This is a genomic window from Methylobacterium aerolatum (genome assembly GCF_022179085.1).
In the GTDB taxonomy this organism is placed as follows: domain Bacteria; phylum Pseudomonadota; class Alphaproteobacteria; order Rhizobiales; family Beijerinckiaceae; genus Methylobacterium; species Methylobacterium aerolatum.
Map to the genome: position 1 here is coordinate 16894 of NZ_BPQE01000026.1, position 14633 is coordinate 31526.

14 protein-coding genes are annotated in these 14633 nt (G+C 70.9%); 5 read left to right on the forward strand and 9 right to left on the reverse strand.

Features of this window, described 5'->3' with window-relative positions; genetic code table 11:
- Positions 1 to 68: 68 nt before the first annotated feature.
- Complete coding sequence (recQ, locus tag MFF06_RS17425) at positions 69 to 1904, reverse strand: DNA helicase RecQ (protein WP_238206258.1); 1836 nt, start codon at positions 1902 to 1904, stop codon at positions 69 to 71.
- Positions 1905 to 1984: 80 nt separating this feature from the next.
- On the opposite strand from recQ, the gene MFF06_RS17430 reads away from it, so the two are divergent.
- Together MFF06_RS17430 and MFF06_RS17435 are read left to right on the forward strand one after the other, a co-directional pair.
- Positions 1985 to 2215, forward strand: a complete 231-nt coding sequence (locus MFF06_RS17430) for a type II toxin-antitoxin system VapB family antitoxin (RefSeq protein WP_238206259.1) — start codon at positions 1985 to 1987, stop codon at positions 2213 to 2215.
- Positions 2216 to 2220: 5 nt separating this feature from the next.
- The gene (locus tag MFF06_RS17435; RefSeq protein WP_238206260.1) at positions 2221 to 2619 is read left to right on the forward strand and encodes a type II toxin-antitoxin system VapC family toxin; all 399 of its coding nucleotides are present in this window, start codon (positions 2221 to 2223) and stop codon (positions 2617 to 2619) included.
- A gap of 7 nt (positions 2620 to 2626) precedes the next feature.
- Here the strand turns inward: MFF06_RS17435 and denD are convergent, their stop codons facing one another.
- The 5 genes from denD to MFF06_RS17460 all read right to left on the reverse strand — a co-directional run bounded on the left by denD (position 2627) and on the right by MFF06_RS17460 (position 8183).
- The gene (gene denD, locus MFF06_RS17440) at positions 2627 to 3604 is read right to left on the reverse strand and encodes a D-erythronate dehydrogenase (protein ID WP_238206261.1); all 978 of its coding nucleotides are present in this window, start codon (positions 3602 to 3604) and stop codon (positions 2627 to 2629) included.
- 134 nt (positions 3605 to 3738) lie between these two features.
- Entirely contained in the window at positions 3739 to 5028 is a 1290-nt protein-coding gene (gene otnK, locus MFF06_RS17445; protein ID WP_238206262.1) for a 3-oxo-tetronate kinase, read from the reverse strand.
- A 4-nt stretch (positions 5029 to 5032) separates the two neighbouring features.
- Complete coding sequence (gene otnI / locus MFF06_RS17450) at positions 5033 to 5809, reverse strand: 2-oxo-tetronate isomerase (protein ID WP_238206264.1); 777 nt, start codon at positions 5807 to 5809, stop codon at positions 5033 to 5035.
- Between the two features lie 133 nt (positions 5810 to 5942).
- Positions 5943 to 6854 (reverse strand): L-threonate dehydrogenase, encoded by a 912-nt coding sequence (gene ltnD / locus MFF06_RS17455; RefSeq protein ID WP_238206266.1) that lies wholly within the window; start codon positions 6852 to 6854, stop codon positions 5943 to 5945.
- Between the two features lie 9 nt (positions 6855 to 6863).
- Entirely contained in the window at positions 6864 to 8183 is a 1320-nt protein-coding gene (locus tag MFF06_RS17460) for an MFS transporter (protein ID WP_238206268.1), read from the reverse strand.
- A 435-nt stretch (positions 8184 to 8618) separates the two neighbouring features.
- Here MFF06_RS17460 and MFF06_RS17465 point away from each other — a divergent pair, with 435 nt between their 5' ends.
- Positions 8619 to 9632, forward strand: coding sequence for a LacI family DNA-binding transcriptional regulator (locus MFF06_RS17465; protein ID WP_238206270.1), 1014 nt, complete (start codon positions 8619 to 8621; stop codon positions 9630 to 9632).
- Entirely contained in the window at positions 9629 to 10336 is a 708-nt protein-coding gene (otnC, locus tag MFF06_RS17470) for a 3-oxo-tetronate 4-phosphate decarboxylase (RefSeq protein WP_238206271.1), read from the forward strand. Before MFF06_RS17465 ends, otnC begins: the two co-directional genes overlap by 4 nt.
- Before the next feature lie 48 nt (positions 10337 to 10384).
- Here otnC and glyS read toward each other — a convergent pair whose 3' ends face one another.
- The 3 genes from glyS to MFF06_RS17485 all read right to left on the reverse strand — a co-directional run bounded on the left by glyS (position 10385) and on the right by MFF06_RS17485 (position 14032).
- Entirely contained in the window at positions 10385 to 12484 is a 2100-nt protein-coding gene (gene glyS, locus MFF06_RS17475; RefSeq protein WP_238206273.1) for a glycine--tRNA ligase subunit beta, read from the reverse strand.
- Positions 12485 to 12575: 91 nt separating this feature from the next.
- Positions 12576 to 13019, reverse strand: coding sequence for a DUF3828 domain-containing protein (locus MFF06_RS17480; protein ID WP_238206275.1), 444 nt, complete (start codon positions 13017 to 13019; stop codon positions 12576 to 12578).
- 92 nt (positions 13020 to 13111) lie between these two features.
- A complete protein-coding gene (locus MFF06_RS17485) occupies positions 13112 to 14032 on the reverse strand; it encodes a glycine--tRNA ligase subunit alpha (RefSeq protein ID WP_238206277.1) in 921 nt (306 codons plus the stop codon).
- A gap of 339 nt (positions 14033 to 14371) precedes the next feature.
- Here MFF06_RS17485 and MFF06_RS17490 point away from each other — a divergent pair, with 339 nt between their 5' ends.
- A complete protein-coding gene (locus tag MFF06_RS17490; protein ID WP_238206279.1) occupies positions 14372 to 14626 on the forward strand; it encodes a hypothetical protein in 255 nt (84 codons plus the stop codon).
- Positions 14627 to 14633 lie beyond the last annotated feature (7 nt).

Below are 14633 nucleotides of genomic sequence, written 5' to 3' on the forward strand. Positions count from 1 at the left end.
TCTCGACCGCCACGTCCGTCAGTGCGCGCGGAGCGAAGCAATGACGGTGGGGAGATCCGGCCGCCCCCTCACGCGGTGTGGCCCAGGAACTCCTTGATCGCCTCCGCGAAGCGGTCTCCGTAGGCCTCGCGCTTGCGCTCGCCGACGCCGTGGATGGTGCGCATCGCCCAGAGATCGACGGGCTTCTGGCGGGCCATCTCGATGAGCGTGCGGTCGGGGAAGACCATGAAGGCCGCGATGCCTTCCGCCCGCGCAAGGGTGGCCCGCAGGCCGCGCAGGTGCTGGAACAGGGCCTCGTCCGCCTCGGACAGACCCATTTCCTCCGTGGCCCGGGGTGCGGACCGGCGGCGGTCCCGCGTCGCGGCCTTGGGTTCGGGATCGGGCCGCAGGGTGATCGGCTCGCGGCCGTAGAGGATCTCGGTGCCCCGGTCGGTCAGGCTGAGGCCGCCGTAGCCGTCGCTGTTCTCGGCCACGGCGCCGGCGGCGAAGAGCTGGCGCAGGATCGCCCGCCACGCCGCCACCGGCTTGTCCGACCCCACGCCGAAGGTCTTCAGCCCGTCATGGCCGTTGCGGCGGATCTGCTCGCTCTCCTTGCCGTGCACCACGTCGCAGACATAGGCCGCGCCGAAGCGCTGGCCGGTGCGCACGATGGCCGAGAGGAGTTTCTGGGCCGGCACGGTGCCGTCCACGAGTTCCACCCCGTCGCGGCACAGGTCGCAGCGGCCGCACCGCCCGCTCGCCTCGCCGAAATAGGCGAGCAGCGACTGGCGGCGGCAGGAGGCCCCCTCGCAGAGCGAGATCATCGCCTCCAGCTTGCGCCGCTCGACCCGGCGGCGCTCGTCGGAAATCTCCTTCTCGTCGATCTGGCGGCGGCGCAGCGCCATGTCGTCGAGGCCGTAGAGGGTCAGCGTGTCGGCGGGCAGCCCGTCGCGGCCGGCGCGGCCGATCTCCTGGTAGTAGCCCTCGACGTTGGTCGGCATGTCGGCGTGGACGACGAAGCGGACATCGGGCTTGTTGATGCCCATGCCGAAGGCGACGGTGGCGGTCATCACCACCCCGTCCTCCTGTAGGAACCGGTCCTGGTTGCGCGCCCGCGTCCCCTGGTCGAGGCCGGCATGGTAGGGCAGGGCGTTGAACCCGTCCTTGCTCAGGGTCTCCGCCAGCTGCTCCGTGCGCTTGCGCGACGAGCAGTAGACGATCCCGCTCTCCTCCCGGCGGTGTTTCAGGAAGCGCTCGATCTGCCGGGCGGGGTTGTCCTTCGGCTGGAAGATCAGGCGGATGTTCGGCCGGTCGAAGGAATGGACGAAGATCCGCGGGGGCCGGCCCTCGGGAAACAGCCGCTCGGCGATCTCGGCGCGGGTCGCCGCGTCGGCGGTGGCGGTCAGCGCCAGGGTCTGGACGTTCCCCAAAGCCTCCCGCGCCCGGGCGATCTCCCGGTATTCGGGCCGGAAGTCGTGCCCCCATTGCGAGACGCAGTGGGCCTCGTCCACCGCCAGCCGCCGGACGCCCGCGCCGCGCAGGGCCTCCATGCAGCCGTTCATCAGCAGGCGCTCGGGGGAGACGAACAGGAGCCGCAGGGTCCCGTCGCGGATGCCCCTCCACGTCTCACGCGATTCGACCTCCGTGACGGTGGAGTTGAGGGTCGCGGCCGGGACGCCGAAGGCCCGCATCTGCTGCACCTGATCGTGCATCAGGGCGATGAGCGGCGAGACCACCACGGTCAGCCCGTCATCCACCAGTGCCGGGAGCTGGTAGGTCATCGACTTGCCCGAGCCCGTGGGCATCACCGCGAACACATCGACGCCGTCGAGAACCGCGCCGATCACCTCGTCCTGGCCTGCCCGGAAATCCTCGTAGCCGAACGTGGTCTTGAGCGCGGCGCGTGCCTCGTCGAGGCGAGTCATCCGGGGGTCTTTCACTGTCTGGTGTGCTTGCGGCAAGGCGCGGCGGGTCTTACGTTTTTCCAGGCACCACGGAGGCCGCCATGCCGCTCACCATCGCCAGCGACGAGGTCGATCAGCTCGCCGAGAAATTGGCATCGCGGACCGGCGTGAGCAAGGCCGAGGCGGTTCGCGTCGCTTTGGTGCACGAACTGGCGCGGACCGGCAAGACGCTGGCCGAGCGCATCCGGCCGATCCAGGACGAACTGGCCCGCACCCCCAGAACGGGACTGAAGGCCGACAAGGCGTTCTACGACAGCCTCTACGACGATTGACGGCGATGTTCGTCGATGCCTCCGCCATCGTCGCGATCCTGGCCGAAGAGCCGGGATACGTCACGCTGAGGGATCGATTGGAAGGGGTGGCCACGCCGCTCACCAGCGGTCTCGCGGTCTTCGAAGCGACCCTCGCCCTGTCGCGCCTGCGATCCGTAAGCGTGTCGGTTGCCGAAGCGGCTGTGGTCAGTTTTCTCAACGAGGCCGGTATTGCCCTGGTGCCGATCACCGTCACCGAGACGATCATCGCGCTGACGGCCCACGCCCGCTTCGGCAAGGGCCGCCACCCGGCGCGCCTCAACCTCGGCGATTGCTTCGCCTATGCCTGCGCGAAGGCGCACGGGGCGCGGCTGCTCTTCGTCGGGGACGATTTTCCGCAGACCGATATCGCCCCCGCGCTCTGACGGCGCCTCACCCCCCGTGGAACGCGGCGATGTGCTGCGCGACGATCGCGTCGAAGGAGGCGTCCGCCCGGAAGCCGAGATCCGTGGCGGCGGCGGTGTCGAAGGATTCCGGCCACGTCTCCACGATGCGCTGGACCGCCTCGTCCGGCTGGCGGCGGATCAGGGCGACGGCCTTGTCGCCGGCCGCCCGGCGCAGGGCCTCGATTTCCTCGGCGACGGTAGCGGAGACGCCCGGCATGGTCAGGCTGCGGCGGGTGCCGAGGCGGGCGAGATCGAGCTCGGCCGCATGGGTCAGGAAGCCCACGGCCGCCGCCGGGCTCGCGAACCAGTGCCGCACCGTGTCCGGCACGGGCAGGATCGCCTCCTGCCCGGCCAGCGGCTCGCGGATGATGCCGGAGAAGAAGCCGGAGGCCGCCTTGTTCGGCTTGCCCGGCCGCACGCAGATGGTGGGCAGGCGCAGGCCGATGCCGCCGAAGATGCCCCGGCGGGCATAGTCGGCGAGCAGCATCTCGCCCATGGCCTTCTGCGTGCCGTAGGAGGTCGCGGGGCGCAGGATGTGGTCGTCGGGGATCACGGCCGGGAAGGGCGGGCCGAAGACGGCGAGCGAGGAGGTGAACACCACCTTCGGCGTGTAGCCCTCGGCCTCGTGCGCCGCGCGGATCGCCTCGAACAGGCTGCGCGTCGCGTCGAGGTTCACCCGGTAGCCGAGGTCGAAATTCGCCTCCGCCTCGCCGGAGACCACCGCCGCGAGGTGAAAGATCACCTCCGGCCGGTCGCGGATCGCCGCCTCGGCGGCGCCGGGAGCGGTGAGGTCGGCGGCCTCCGCACGCACGGGGCCGGGCACGCCCTCGGGCGCGGTGGGGGTGACGACGTCGAGGAGGGTCAGGCCGGTGAGGGGCTGCCCGCCGACCCGTCCCTCGGCCACCAGGACGTCGACGAGACGGCGGCCGATCATGCCGGCGGCACCGAGGATGAGGGCGTGCATCAGAACCTCCCGAGAGTTTTGGTTGGGTGTCCCAAAGGGCGAGCCCTTTGGTGGAGGCCAGGGGTGAAACCCCTGGGTCTCGCAGGGCTCTGCCCTGCACCCGCCAAAGGACTTAGTCCTTTGGGAACCGCGAATCAGCGCATCATGTCGAGGGCGCGGGCGAAGAAGTCGGGGCCGCCGAAATTGCCCGACTTGAGGGCGAGCAGCATCGGCTCCGCGCGGCCGGCGGTGCGCAGCACGGGCACGCCCGCCGCGATCTCCGGGCCGACGAGGAAGGCCCGCAGGCCGAGCCGGTCCACGGCCGCCCCCGAGGTCTCGCCGCCCGCGATCACGAGGCGCCGCACGCCCTGCGCGACCAGCCCCTCGGCGATGGCCGAGAGGGCGGCTTCGACCGCGTGGCCCGCCGCCTCGGATCCGTGTTGGGACTGGAGCGCGCGCACCGCCGCGGGGTCGGCCGAGGAGGCGATCAGAACCGGGCCTGCCGCGATCCGCTCGCGGGCGAAGGCCAGGGCCTCGGCGACGACGGACTCGCGGTCGGCGACGATCCGGCCGGCGTCGAGGCGCAGCACGGGCATCACCGCCCCGGCGGCGGCGATCTGCCCGAGGGTCGCCTGCGAGCAGCTGCCCGCGAGGCAGGCGGCATGGCCGCCGACCGGCTCGCCCACGGCGGCGCCGGCCGCGTCGCGGGTGCCCCGCCCGTCCGCCGCCAGCGCCCGGGCGAGGCCGAGGCCGAGGCCCGAGGCGCCGACGGAGAACCGCCGTCCCACGATGGCCCGGCCCAGCGTCTCGAGGTCGTCGTCGAAGATGGCGTCCGCGATGGCCGCGCCCTTGCCCTCGGCGGCCAGCGCCTCGAGCCGGGCGGCCACCGCCTCCGGCCCCTTGGCGACCGTCGCCATGTCGATGAGGCCGACCCCGTGGCGGCTCTGGCGCTCCAGCACCCGCACGAGGTTCGCGTCCCGCATGGGGTTGAGCGGGTGGTCCTTGAGCGGGCTCTCGTTCAGCGGCAGGGCGCCGACGAACAGGTTGCCCTGGTAGACGCTGCGCCCCGTCTCGGGGAAGGCGGGGGTGACGAGGGCGATGGCCTCGCCGGCATCCTCGCGCAGGGCGTCGGCGACGGGGCCGATATTGCCGGCATCGGTCGAATCGAAGGTCGAGCAGACCTTGAACATCACGTGCGCGGCGCCGCGCTGCCGCAGCCACGCCTCCGCCTCGCGGGAGCGGGCGACGGCCTCGGGGGCGGGGATCGAGCGGCTCTTCAGGGCCACCACCACCGCGTCCGTCTCGGGCAGCGCGAGGTCGGAGGCAGGGATGCCGATGGTCTGGACCGTCCGCAGGCCCGCCTTGGTGAGCGTGTTCGCGAGGTCCGAGGCGCCGGTGTAGTCGTCGGCGACGCAACCGAGGGCGAGCGGCTTGCCGTCTGTCATGGGATCAAGCCTTCCTGTAGGGGGCGAACCACGTCAGGCCCGCCTCGGTGTTCCCCGCCGGGATGTATTCGCAGCCGACGAATCCGTCGTAGCCGAGCCGGTCGAGTTCGGCGAAGAGGAACGCATCGTCCATCTCGCCGGTGCCGGGCTCGTGCCGGTCGGGCACGCTCGCCGTCTGGACATGGCCCACCATCGGCATCAGGTCCCGCAGGCGCATCGTGACGTCGCCGTGCAGGATCTGGCAGTGGTAGAGGTCGAACTGGAGCTTCAGGTTCGGCAGGGCCAGTTCGCGGATCAGCGCCGCCGCCGCACCGAAATCGTTGAGGAAGTAGCCCGGCATGTTGCGGCCGTTGATCGGCTCCAGCACGAGGTCGAGCCCGGCCGGGGCGAGTTGTTCGGCGGCATAGGTCACGGCCTTGCGGTAGGCGCCCTGCGCGCTCGCGTCCTTCGGGTCGGCGAGGCCCGCCATCAGGTGCAGGCGCCTCACGCCCGTCGCCCCGGCGTAGCGGAGCGCCGTCTCGACGCCCGCCTTCACCTCGTCGAACCGGTCGGGGAGAGCGGCCAGCCCCCGCTCGCCGCCCGCGAAATCCCCCGGCGGCATGTTGAACAGCGCCTGGGTCAGGCCGTTCGCCCGCAGGCGCTCGGCGATGGCTTCCGGCGGATGCTCGTAGGGAAACAGGAACTCCACCGCCTCGAACCCCGCCCGCGCGGCGGCCTCGAAGCGGTCGAGGAACGGCACCTCGTTGAACATCAGGGTGAGGTTGGCGGCGAAGCGGGGCATTTTTTCCGAACCTTCTCATTCGGCCGCTTCCGTCATTGCGAGCGGAGCGAAGCAATCCAGGGCAGCGCCAAGGTCTGAAGCGGCCCGCTGCCCTGGGTCGCTTCGCTGTCGCTCGCGATGACGGCGCGCGAGCCTACGCGTTCGGCAGCTTCGCCCCCGAGACCTGCGCGTAGAGCCGCGCCACGGAGGCGTCGTCGTCCCGGCCCATGCCGGCGCCGGAGGCCATGAGGAACATCTGGAGCGCGGCCGCCGCCACCGGCACGGGGTATTTTTCAGCCCGCGCCATGTCCTGCACGATGCCGAGATCCTTCACGAAGATGTCGACGGCGCTCTTCGGGGAGTAATCCGCATCGAGGATGTGCGGCACCCGGTTCTCGAACATCCACGAATTGCCGGCGGACTTGGTGATCACCTCGTAGACGCGGCGAAGGTCCAGGCCCTGCTTGGCGGCGAAGCTCATCGCCTCGCAGGCGGCGGCGATGTGGACGCCCGCCAGTAGCTGGTTGATCATCTTGAAGGCGGCGCCCTGGCCGGGCTCGTCGCCGAGCTCGTAGAGGGTGCCCGCCATGGCATCGAGGGCCTTGCGCGCCCCGGCGAAGGCGGCCTTCGAGCCCGAGGCGAGGAAGGTCAGCTGCCCCTCCGCCGCACGGGCGGCGCCGCCGCTCATCGGCGCGTCGAGATAGTGCCGGCCGGTCTCCTCCAGCCGGGCCGCGAGGCGCCGGGCGATGGCCGGGTCCATGGTCGCGGAGGAGACGAACACCGCCCCCTCCGGCATGGCGGCGGCCGCGCCGTTCTCGCCGAACAGCACCGCCTCGGTCTGGGCGGCGTTGACGACCACCGCCACCACCACCGCGGCCCCCTTCGCCGCCTCGGCGGGGGTGGCCGCCGCCTGCCCGCCCGCCTCCCGGAAGCGGGCGACCGCCTCCGGGTTCACGTCGCAGGCGGCGACCGAGAAGCCCGCCTTGAGGAGCGAGGCCGCCATCCCTGAGCCCATCGAGCCCAGGCCGATCACCGCGACGCGGTTCGTGTCTGCCGTTCCCGTCATGGCCAGCCCTCAGCGGTTCACGAGGCGGGACGGCACGGCGAACACGCAGGCCGCGCCGAGCACCAGGGTGGCCGCCAGCACGTACATGCCCGCCGCCGTGCTGCCGGTGGCGTCGCGCAGCGCGCCGATGGCGTAGGGGCCGGCGAAGCCCGCGAGGTTGCCCACCGAGTTGATGAGGGCGATGCCCGCCGCCGCGCCCGCGCCGCTCAGGAACGCCGTGGGCAGCGACCAGAACAGGGGCGAGCAGGCCAGCACGCCGCCCGCCGCCACGGAGAGGGCCGCGATGGCGATGGTGGTGTCCGCGCTGGAGGCCGAGACCGTGAAGCCCACAGCGCCGATCAGGGCGGGGATGATCAGGTGCCAGCGCCGCTCGCGGAAATGGTCCGCGCTGCGGCCGAGCAGCACCATCGTCACCGTCGCGACGAGGAAGGGGATCGCGCTGATCAGGCCGATGTTGAAGTTGCCCTGCACGCCGGACGCCTTGACGATGGTCGGCACCCAGAAGGTCAGGCCGTACTGGCCGGCCACGAACAGGAAGTAGATCAGGCTCATGAACCACACCCGGCCGTGGCGGAACACGGTGGCGATGGAGTGCGGGCTGTCGGTCTTGGTCCGCTCCTCGGCGGCGAGGTCGCGCTCCAGCACCTGACGCTCCTGCGGATCGAGCCACTTGGCCTCGGAGGGGCGGTTGTCGAGGTAGAACAGCACCGCGAGGCCGACGATCACGGCGGGCACCGCCTCCAGCAGGAACATCCACTGCCAGCCGGACAGGCCGTGGGTCTGGTGGAAGGTGTCCATGATCCAGCCGGAGAGCGGGTTGCCGAACACGCCCGAGATCGGGATCGCCGCCATGAACACGGTGATGACCCGCGCCCGGCGGTGCGACGGGAACCAGTTGGTCACGTAGAGGATCACGCCCGGATAGAAGCCCGCCTCGGCGATGCCGAGCAGGAAGCGCATGGCGTAGAAGGTCATCTCCGAGTTCACGAACATGAACGCCCCGGAGATGAAGCCCCAGGTGATCATGATCCGCGCGATCCACACGCGGGCGCCGACCCGGTGGAGGATCACGTTCGAGGGCACCTCGAACAGGAAGTAACCGAAGAAGAAGATGCCCGCGCCCAGCCCGTAGGCGGTCTCGGAGAAGCCGAGTTCCTTCGACATCTGCAGCTTGGCGAAGCCGACGTTCACCCGGTCGAGGTAGGCGACGACGTAGCAGAGCATCAGGAACGGCACGAGCCGCCAGAAGACCTTGGAGTAGGTCTTGTCGATGAAGCTCGCATCGCTCGGCGCGGCGCTCCCCGGCGCCGCGGTAGCCTGAACGGACATGGCGTGTCTTCCTTCCCCAATTCCCGCCACGCGGGCCGATGACGGGGCCGCTCAACGGGCGGCGTTGGCGGCCCTATATCTCCGTTTGGCAGCGCTGCCAATTCTATTGTGAAACAAAATGCACGTAGGTATGCGGGATGACGCGCATGCCTCGGCAATCGCTGGAAAGCGCCCGAAACGGACAATGCCCCACCCTCGCCCTCATCCTCCTCGTCGTGCCGGATCGCTCACGGCCCCCCGTCGTCCTTGCGAACGAAGCGACGCAATCCAGGGTCGCGCCACGTTCAGAGACGGCCCGCTGCCCTGGATTGCGTCGCTTCGCTCGCAAGGACCGTGGGGGAATCCCGAAACGCCGCGACCTTTCCGGCTCGATTCGCAGGCTTGGGACGAGGCGGGCGATCCGTCGAAGACACGGCGCCAGGGGGATGGGAGACCATGACCGAATTCCAGCCGCCGGGACGGCTCGTCACCTTGGCCGATGTCGCCCGCGAGGCGGGGGTCGGCGAGAGCACCGTCTCGCGGGTGCTGCGCAACCACGGCTCCTATTCGAAGCGCGCGGGCGAGCGGGTGGCCGAAGCGGTGGCCCGCCTCGGCTACGTGCCGAACCGTCTCGCGGGCAGCCTCGCGGGGGCGAGCACGGGGACCGGAACGGGCCTCGTCGGGGTGGTGATTCCCTCGCTCGCCAACGTCGTGTTCCCGGACCTGCTGCGCGGCCTCACGGGGGCGCTGGACGGCACGGGGATGCAGAGCGTCGTCGGCGTCAGCGAGTACGACGCGGAGCGCGAGGAGGCGCTCGTCGCCGCGCTCCTGTCCTGGCGGCCGGAGGCGCTGCTGCTCACCGGCCTGGAGCATACGGCGGGCACCGTGACCCTCGCCCGCGCCTCGGGCGTGCGGGTGGTGGAGATGATCGACACGGACGGGGAGGGGATCGATACGGTGGTCGGCTTCTCGAACCGGGCGGCCGGGCAGGCGAGCGCCCGGCATCTCCTGGCCCGCGGCTACCGGCGCATCGGCTATTGCGGCCACGATCCCTCGGCCGACCTCCGGGCGAGCAAGCGTCTCGCGGGGTTCGAGGCGGCCCTCGCGGAAGCGGGCACCGCGCTCGCGGAACGGGAGATCCGCCCCGGCCGGTCCTCGGCCGCCTCGGGCCGGGCGGGGTTCGAGGCGCTGATCGCCCGCCGGCCCGGTCTCGACGCGGTGTATTTCTCCAACGACGACATGGCGCTCGGCGGCTGGTTCGCCTGCCTCTCCCTGGGCCTCGCCGTGCCGGAGCGGATCGCCCTGTTCGGCTTCAACGGTCTCGACTTCGCCGAGGCCATGCCCCAGCCGCTCTCGACGGTGCGCACGCCGCGCCTGGAGATCGGCCGCCGGGCCGCCGCCTGCCTCACGGGCACCGGGCCCGCACGGATCGACCTCGGATTCACACTGATCGAAGGAGCCACCGCATGAGCCAGGAATCCCGCATCAGCGAGGAATCCCGCCTGCGCGAGGAGATCTGCCGGTACGGCCGGTCGCTGTTCGAGCGCGGCCTGACGCCCGGCTCATCGGGCAACATCTCGCTTCGCCTGCCCGATGGCGGCTGGCTGGTGACGCCGACGAACGCCTCCCTCGGCTTCCTCGACCCGGCGCGGATCTCCCGTCTCGACGGGGAGGGACGGCTCCTGTCCGGCGACAAGCCCACCAAGGAGATCCCCCTCCACAGCGCCCTCTACGAGAGCCGGGGTGCGGCCCGCGCCATCGTCCACCTGCACTCGACGCACGCGGTGGCGGTGTCGATGCTGCCGGAGATCGATCCGAAGGCGGTGCTGCCGCCCCTGACGCCCTACTACCTCATGCGCACCGGCGGCACGGCCCTGGTCCCCTATTTCCGCCCCGGCGACCCGGCGGTGGCCGACGCCATCCGGGGGCTGGCGGGGCGCTATTCCTCGGTCCTGCTCGCCAACCACGGGCCGGTGGTGGCCGGCGACAGCCTGGAGGCGGCGGTCTTCGCCACGGAGGAACTGGAGGAGACGGCCAAGCTGTATTTGCTGCTCCGCAACCTCAACCCGCGGCACCTGTCACCCGCGCAGGTGCAGGACTTGGTGAGCCATTTCGGGCTCACCCTGCCGGAGTATGACGGGCACGATCACGATGACGGGCACGATCACGGATGAATGAGGGTGATCGTCCCCTCGCCCCGCCTGCGGGGAGAGGGGGGTGATTCACCCCTCGATCTTCGAGAAGTCGGCCACCTCCCGCGTCGCGGCGCGCAGCGCGTTGAGGAGGGCGAGGCGGTTCTCCCGGAGCTTCGGATCGGGGGCGTTCACGGTGACGTCCGTGAAGAAGGCGTCCACCGGGGCGCGCAGCGTCGAGAGCGCCCGCATCGCGCCGGCGAAGTCCTCGGCCTCCACCGCCTTGGAGGCTTCGGTGCGGGCGGTCTGCAACGCCTCCGCCAAGGCCCGCTCGGCCGGCTCGCCCTGGGCGGCCAAAGCCGCATCGGGGGCGGCGTCGTAGGCGCGGCCGTCCTTCTTCTCCTCGATGCGGAGGATGTTGGCGGCGCGCTTGTACCCGGCGAGCAGGTTTTTGCCGTCCTCCGAGTTCAGGAACGCCTGCAACGCCTCGACCCGTCGGACGATCAGCAGCAGGTCGTCCTGGCCGGGCAGGGCGAAGACCGCGTCCACGAGGTCGTGCCGGGCGCCCTGATCGCGGAGGTAGACCTTCAGGCGGTCGGCGAAGAAGGCGAGCAGATCCGCAGGATCGGCCCCGGCCCGGTCCCCAAGTTGGCGATCGGCGGCGCCGAATTGATCACGCAGGCGCAGCCGCAGGCCCCTGTCGAGGATCAGCCGGATCACCCCCAACGCCGCCCGGCGCAGGGCGTAGGGGTCCTTGCTCCCCGTGGGCTTCTCGTCGATGGCCCAGAAACCCACCAGAGTGTCGATCTTGTCGGCCAGCGCCACGGCGATGGCGACGGGGTCGGAAGGCACCCGGTCGGTGGGGCCGAGCGGCTTGTAGTGATCGCCGATGGCCGTCGCGACGCTCGGCGGAAGCCCTTCGAGGACCGCGTATTTCGCGCCCATCAGGCCCTGCAATTCGGGGAACTCGCCGACCATCTCGGTGACGAGGTCGGCCTTGGCCAGCCGCGCCGCCTGCTCGGCCTCAGCCGGATCGGCGCCGACCAGCGGGGCCAGCTCCTTCGCGAGCGCCGCGATGCGCTGGATGCGGGCGCCTTGCGTCCCGAGCTTCTCGTGGAAGACGATGCTGTCGAGCTTCGGGAGCCTTTCCGCGAGCCGGATCGCCTTGTCCGTCTCCCAGAAAAACTTCGCGTCCGACAGGCGCGCGCGCACCACCCGCTCGTTGCCGGCGGTGATGGCAAGCCCGCCGTCGCTGGCGACGAGGTTCGAGACCAGGATGAAGGCCGGCGCCAGATCCTCCGAGCCGGATTTGCGCAGCACGAAGCACTTCTGGTTCGCGCGGATCGTGGCGCGGATCGCCTCGGCGGGGATGTCGAGGAAGGCGTCGTCGAAGGAGCCGAGCAGCACCACGGGCCACTCCACCAGCCCCGCCACCTCCTCCAGCAGGCCCTCGTCCTCCACGAGGTCGAGGCCGCGGGCGAAGGCGAGGTCGCGGGCGTCGTGCAGGATCACGTCCTTGCGCCGGTCGGCGTCGAGGATGACCTTCGCCTTCTCCAGCGCCTGGATGTAGTCGTCGAAACGGCGGACCTCGATGGCGCCCGGCGCCAGGAAGCGGTGGCCGTAGGTGGTGGTGCCGGCCCGGATGCCGCCGACCTCGAAGGGGACCACCTCCGGCGTCTCGGTCTCGGGGCCGAAGGTCGCGACGATGGATTGCAGCGGACGGACCCAGCGCAGGGCGCCGGGTTGGGCCGAGGCCGCGCCCCAGCGCATCGCCTTCGGCCAGGGGAAGTTCTTGACGATCTCCGGCAGGATCTCGGCCAGCACGTCCAGCGTCTCGCGGCCGGGCTTCTCGATCACCGCGAGGTAGAACTCGCCCTTCTTCGGGTCGGTGATCGTCTGGGCCTGATCGAGGCTCGTGAGCCCGGCGCCCTTGAGGAAGCCCTGGACGGCCGCCTCGGGGGCGCCGACGCGCGGCCCGCGCCGCTCCTCGCGCACCGCCTCGCCGCGCGGGGGCAGGCCCGCGACGTGCAGGGCGAGGCGGCGGGGCGTCGCGAAGGCCTTGGCGCCCTCGTACAGGAAGCCACGCTCCACCAGCGCGTCGGTGACGAGCTTCCTGAGATCCTCGGCCGCGCGCCGCTGCATGCGGGCGGGGATCTCTTCCGAGCGGAGTTCGAGCAAAAGGTCGGGCATGGCGGGGCCATATCGCCGCGCCGCACCCCTGTCGAGGGGTTCGCGAGGCGCTGCCCTGCACCCGCCAAGGGACTCGTCCCTTGGAACCCCCTTACTTCGCTTCGCCCTTGAGGATGGCGGAGAGCTGCCACTTGCGGTCGCCGATGGCGTGGGCGTCCGAGACCTTCCAGCCGCCGTCCTCGCGCACGAGATCGTAGACGATGGCCTGGGCGCCGTTGCCGCCCTTGCGCTGGACCGTGACCTTCGCCTGATCCTTGCCCTCGGTGGCCTCCTTGAAGGTGAGCGCCTTCACCGTGTCGGGCTTCAACGGCTCGCCGTTGAGGCGGTAGTCGAAATCGAGGTTGCCGGTGGCGCCGTTGGCCTGCTTCGCGTCGGCGTCGAACAGGCCCTGCAGCCGCTTGGTGTAGACGGCCGAGTGGTTCGGGTGAGGCTCGGCGTAGAGCTTCTTCACGACGGCCTCCGGGCCGGCCTCGGCCGCGAGCGCCGGCGCGAGCCCCAGCGCGAGGATACCGAAGGCGAAGACGGTCTGTTTCATGATGCGATTCCTGCGTCTGCGGACGCGCCGCGGCGCGCCGGTTGGCGGGGCTGCAACGCGCGAGGCCGCCCGGCGCTCCCGGGCGACGGCCGTCAGGCCCCGCCGGCCTCCGTCCTCAGCCACGCCGCGCCGCAGGCCTTGGCCAACTCCCGCACCCGCAGGATGTAGCTCTGGCGCTCGGTGACGGAGATGACGCCGCGCGCGTCGAGCAGGTTGAAGACGTGGCTCGCCTTGATGCACTGGTCGTAGGCCGGCTGCACGATCCGGTGGCGCTGGCCCTCCTCCGGCGCCCCGGCCGCGAGGTAGGCGCGGCAGGCGGATTCCGCATCGGTGAACTGGCGGAACAGCATCTCCGAATCGGACGCCTCGAAATTGTGCCGCGAGTATTCCTGCTCGGCCTGGAGGAACACGTCGCCGTAGGTGACGCGGTCCTCGCCCTCGGCGCCGTTGAAGTCGAGGTCGTAGACGTTCTCGACGCCCTGCACGTACATGGCCAGCCGCTCCAGCCCGTAGGTCAGCTCGCCCGCCACGGGGGCGCATTCGAAGCCCGCGACCTGCTGGAAGTAGGTGAACTGGCTCACCTCCATCCCGTCGCACCAGCACTCCCAGCCCAGCCCCCAGGCCCCGAGCGTCGGGCTCTCCCAATCGTCCTCGACGAAGCGGATGTCGTGGAGCTTGAGATCGACGCCGATGGCCTCCAGCGAGGCGAGGTAGAGTTCCTGAAGGTTCGGCGGGTTCGGCTTCAGGATCACCTGGAACTGGTAATAGTGCTGCAGCCGGTTGGGGTTCTCGCCGTAGCGCCCGTCCTTCGGGCGCCGGGAGGGCTGCACGTAGGCCGCCTTCCACGGCTTCGGCCCGAGCGCCCGGAGCGTGGTGGCCGGGTGGAACGTGCCGGCGCCGACCTCCATGTCGTAGGGCTGGAGGATGACGCAGCCCTTGGCCGCCCAGTACTCCTGGAGCGCCAGGATCAGCCCCTGGAAGGATTTTTTCGGGGAGTTGGCGGCGCTCGGCATGATCTGTCGTCGTGTGGCGGACTCGGGGCGCGGTCTAGGAGAGCCGGGCCGAGGGCGCAAGGCGCACCGATGCCGGGGGAGCCCGCGCCGCGACGGTCGCGCGGAGCAGGCGTCCTGTGATCCAAGGATCACGGGCGATGCGCAGAGACTTCGCCGCCGCCCGGCCCAGTAAGTTCACCGGGGCGGTGCGTTTCCGCACCGTGGGCGGCCGGCCATTTCTTCGCAATGCATGGAAAAGCGCCGCCGCCAAGCGGAACCGTGACGCCCACAGCCAAGTTATGTTGATAACCAGGGGATATCTGGCAGCCACGCGCTGCCGAATGCTGCGGATCGCGGACCATGCGCAAGTCTTTCGCCCATCGCCACCTTGCCCTCATCGCCACCCTCGCCGTCTCGGCGATGGCCGCGACTCCCCTCGTGATGAACGCGAGCCGGGCACTGGCGACCTCCGACGACCCGGTGGCGACGGCGACGCTCCGGGTGGAGCCGGTCGAGGTGAGCCCTGTGGCCCCCGCGCGCCAACCCGAGTGCGTGCGCAAGGTGCGGGTGGTCTATGGCAGCTACGGCACGCCGGAGGGCTGCGCCGCGCGCTGACCGGACA